Here is a 267-nt window from a genome sequence, read left to right as displayed (position 1 = left end):
AGTCAGGGTCTTCTCCCTGCGTCATCGCCGTCATCCGCAGCTGGTTATCGGCCGCACGCAGTTCGGCCATGCGCGGCCCATATTCCGTGACCATGATCAGCCAAGGCAGCATTTCACTAACGGTGCGCACCGAGTATTCGAGGTAGACCGCAGGAAGGTTCTTCAGGACCGCTGCACAAATCGCGCGGAAGTAACGGGCGAACGGCCTAAACGCGCTGAACCCGGTATCCAGAAAGTGCGACCAGTACACACCATCCACGTATTGCT

The 267-nt window shown here is 58.4% G+C and carries 1 protein-coding gene; it reads right to left on the bottom strand.

Annotation, left to right across the window (positions count from 1 at the left end; all coding sequences use genetic code 11):
• Positions 1-267 (bottom strand): hypothetical protein (locus tag AC1RPV_RS07920; RefSeq protein WP_481764223.1); only part of this gene is annotated, 267 nt, incomplete at both ends.

This window comes from Dellaglioa sp. CoH-55-MRSF-9 (genome assembly GCF_056782155.1).
This window is presented reverse-complemented; position numbering and strand designations above follow the sequence as displayed.